This window comes from Oleiphilus sp. HI0079 (genome assembly GCF_001635105.1).
Window position 1 is genome coordinate 1 of the sequence record NZ_LWFT01000527.1, and the last position, 3,956, is coordinate 3,956.

A 3,956-nucleotide genomic window follows, 5' to 3' on the forward strand; every position below is an offset into this window, starting at 1 on the left:
CCCTCTTGAATATGGCGCTTTGCAATTTCGGCATAATGCCGCTCCGGCCATTTTTTCGCACGACCAAACTCTGCGCCCGGGCATAAGGCAAGAATACGCTGCTCGGTACTTAAAGAATATTTTTGCAGGGCATTAGAAATATTCTCAGCAGCAGGTACTAACGAAGGAGTAGGGCACTCGAAAGAATCAGGCGTCGTACCTTTGTCGTAGGCAAGGCCAACATACTTATGCACCATCAGTGAAAAGATAGACTTATCCAGCTTGCGCAAATCGTTCAACAAGCCATAGCGCATTTCACCTTTCCAGCCGGTGCGACGCGGAATGTTAGCAAACCATGGAATCAAGGCAGACTTAAGCGAGTTTGGCAATACAATCGCCCAGTCGTATTTTTCTTTGCGGAGGGAATGACCAAGTGCCCGTCGTGTCTTAATCTCTAGAGCTCCATGGCCCAAGGGCATATCAATCGCCTGATGAACCTCAGGCATCGCCTCAATAATGGGGCGACTCCAAGCAGGCGCGAGCACGTCAATACGTGCATCAGGAAAGCGCTGACGCAGAGCTTTAAACAGACTCTGCGCCATCACCATATCGCCAACCCAAGATGGGCCTACGACAAATATTTTCAAGCGCGCTCTCCCGCAGGTTTAAACGTAGCTCAACCAATCAGCATTTTGAGGGCGACGTCCTTTCACCGTATCGAAATACATCGTCTGGAACTTCTCGGTCAACTCACCGCGACGACCGTTACCAATTTGACGACCATCTAACTCACGAATTGGTAGAACCTCGGCTGCAGTGCCGGTGAAGAAAGCTTCATCCGCGACATAGACCTCGTCTCGCGTAATCCGCTTCTCAACAATCTTGACCCCAAGCTCCTCGGCAAAGCTAAAGATAGTGCGACGCGTAAGCCCGTCAAGGCAAGAGGTCAGCTCTGGGGTAAACATGATGCCTTCACGAATAATGAAAATGTTCTCACCAGAACCTTCGGCAACATAACCTTCGTTGTCCAGCAACAAAGCTTCGTCGCAACCGCAATCTAAAGCTTCACGCAATGCCAACATCGAATTGATGTAGTGACCATTGGCTTTCGCTTTACACATGCTGATGTTTACATGGTGGCGGGTGTAAGATGATGTGCGTACTTTAATGCCTTTCTCGCGCAACTCAGGCGACATATATGACGGCCACTCCCATGCGGCCGCAATAACGTGCACTTTCAAGTTATCGGCACGCAAACCCATACCTTCTGATCCGTAAAAAACCATCGGGCGAAGGTAGGCTTCTTTCAGGTTATTTTCTTTTACGACAGCAAGTTGAGCCTGATTAATCTCTTCTTTAGAGAACGGCATATCCATGCGCATAATGTGCGCAGAACGGAAAAGACGGTCGGTATGATCCTGAAGTTTAAAGATCGCAGTACCTTTGTCTGTCTCGTATGCACGAACGCCCTCAAAGACACCCATGCCGTAATGAAGTGTGTGTGTTAACACGTGCACCTGCGCATCGCGCCAAGGAACCATTTCACCATCAAACCAAATGAGGCCATCTCTATCAGCCATCGACATTGCGCACCACTCCTTACGTATGCCGGACAAACCGGCATTATGATCTCAAATTAAACAAAAAGGTTGCGTATTCTAGCACCTAAGATTGTCTTAGCCTACGGATAAACAGGGCTCTAGAGTCATTCTTTGAACAACTCGGCAAAAGCGCGCTGCACCTGCTCTCGCTCTTTGGCAAAGCCATTCAGACCACCGGGATAACTGACACCCGAGAGACTCTTTCGGTGCAGCGCCGACCGTAAAGCTCGGTACGCATCAATCAAGACCGCAAACTCCAAAGGCACATCGACGGTGGCCGCTAGAGATTCAAGCAAGCGAACATTGTCGGTCCAACGCACAAGCTCAGGGTAGTCCTGAGCATAAGCTAGAATCAGATACTGGGTAATGAACTCAATATCAATCAACCCACCTCGACCCTGCTTGATATTCTGATCCGCTATTTCTTGCGATTTGAGCTTATCCACCGCAGCGAGGCGCATTTTTTGACGCATTCCAGCCACTTCGGCCAGCAAATCAGTAAGATCGCGCTGCTTGCAAAGCACGTCCTGACGCACTCGATCGAACTCGCCTCCTAAAGCAGAATCGCCAGCAATAAACCTAGCCCGAACGAGCGCCTGATGCTCCCACGTCCAAGCATCGTTATGCTGATACTTTTCAAAAGCTGCGAGCGAAGAAACCAACATGCCAGAGTTACCAGATGGCCGTAAACGCATATCTACTTCGTAGCAATAGCCCTGCGTTGTCTGCGCTCCCAGTATATGCACAAGTCGCTGACCTAGCCGGGTGTAAAACAGTTGGTTATTGATCTGCTTATCTCCATCAGTCGAACCAAAATCTTCCGCGTTGTAGATAAACACCATATCCAGATCCGAACTATACCCAAGCTCTATACCGCCCAACTTGCCATAACCGACGACTGCAAAGCCGGCGCAATCTACCGGTTCAATAGCCCGCCCTTTCGCTGATGGATAACCATGCTTTTGCACCAAATTTCGCCATGCGATTTCCATCGCTGCTTCAACACACGCCTCGGCAAGCCAGGTTAAGTAATCACTTACTTTCATGACAGGTAGTACATCGCTTATCTCGGCCGCCGCTACACGCAACATATGTGACTGTTTGAAATTGCGCAGACAATCCATCTGCGCTTCTAAGTCATCCTCAGGAATACGAAGTAAAGACTGGCGAAGCTCATCGCTCAGCGCCTCGCGCGGAGGCGGCGAATATAACGATTTCGGATCAAGTAAATCATCCAAGACCACCGGCGTCGCAGCGATATGATCCGCAAACCATTGGCTTTCAGCGCATAGCTTACAAAGCTGCCGTAGCGCCTCGGCATTCTCGTTCAACAGCACCAAGTAGATGGTTCGGCCAAGCACCGACTGCACAACTTTTAGCACGCGCTCAAGCGTAAGCGCACAGGCACCAGATTCTGTGATCGTGTCTAGCAATCGAGGCAGAAACTCTTTGAATCGATCACGCGCAGACGCAGACATCTGACGAAAACGCGGCAACTCGTGCAAATCCATCAAAGCCTTTGTGCACAGCTCAGGCTCATCAAAACCGGCGCGGAGAAACTCTGCCTGCCAGTCCTCTGCGGTCACGTCTTGATCGAGCCAGAGCTGAAGCCAGTGATAGTCGGACTCGGTCTGATCTGCACTCGCATCACCCTCTTCATGCAAGAAGTCTTCAAACACCGCCGTGACATTGGCACGCAGGTCGCTCATGCGCGCAATCATTACCTCCCAACTATCTTCTTGCATTGCGGCCACTAGAGCGGATTGAGCCGTTTGATCTTGCGGCAGCAGCTGGGTTTGTTGATCCTTGAAACCTTGGATTCCATGCTCCATATCACGCAAATAGCGATATGTTTCGAGTAGCGTTTTCACCCACTCGCCGGGCAAATACTCCGCCTCGGCCAAGGTGCTATAAACCGATTGAAGACCAGTATCTTGGAGTCGTTGGTCACGCCCTCCATATATCAACTGCGTCGCTTGGGCAATAAACTCAATCTCCCGAATACCGCCGTTACCCAGCTTAATGTTCTGCTCACCACCCTTTCGATGCACCTCCGACTTAATTAGCCTCTTCATCTCTCTCAAAGCCTCAAAGCTCGAGTAATCCGGATAGCGACGATAGACAAAGGGCTGAACGATTTTTTCAATCAAATAAGCGCGATCCGCCGGCAAGCCGGTGATCGCACGCGCTTTAATCATTGCAAAGCGCTCCCACTCCCGCCCTTGTGTATAAAAGTAATCTTCGAAGCTAGCAAAATTAAGCGCCAACGCACCGCTACTGCCATACGGACGCAAGCGCATATCTACGCGATAGACAAAGCCGTCTACAGTTCGCGCATCAAGCACATGTATTAACCGCTGACCCAGCTTGGCAAAA

3 protein-coding genes are annotated in these 3,956 nt (G+C 50.2%); all 3 read right to left on the reverse strand.

Annotated elements, in window-relative coordinates; genetic code table 11:
• The coding region (gene waaF / locus A3750_RS07665; protein ID WP_082873229.1) for a lipopolysaccharide heptosyltransferase II at positions 1-626 on the reverse strand (626 nt) is incomplete at its 3' end.
• A gap of 18 nt (positions 627-644) precedes the next feature.
• On the reverse strand, positions 645-1,565 hold the full coding sequence (locus A3750_RS07670; protein WP_068458632.1) for a branched-chain amino acid transaminase: 921 nt from the start codon (positions 1,563-1,565) through the stop codon (positions 645-647).
• Positions 1,566-1,684: 119 nt separating this feature from the next.
• Positions 1,685-3,956, reverse strand: a 2,272-nt coding sequence (gene glnE / locus A3750_RS07675; protein ID WP_156498480.1) for a bifunctional [glutamate--ammonia ligase]-adenylyl-L-tyrosine phosphorylase/[glutamate--ammonia-ligase] adenylyltransferase, incomplete at its 5' end; no start/stop codon positions are given.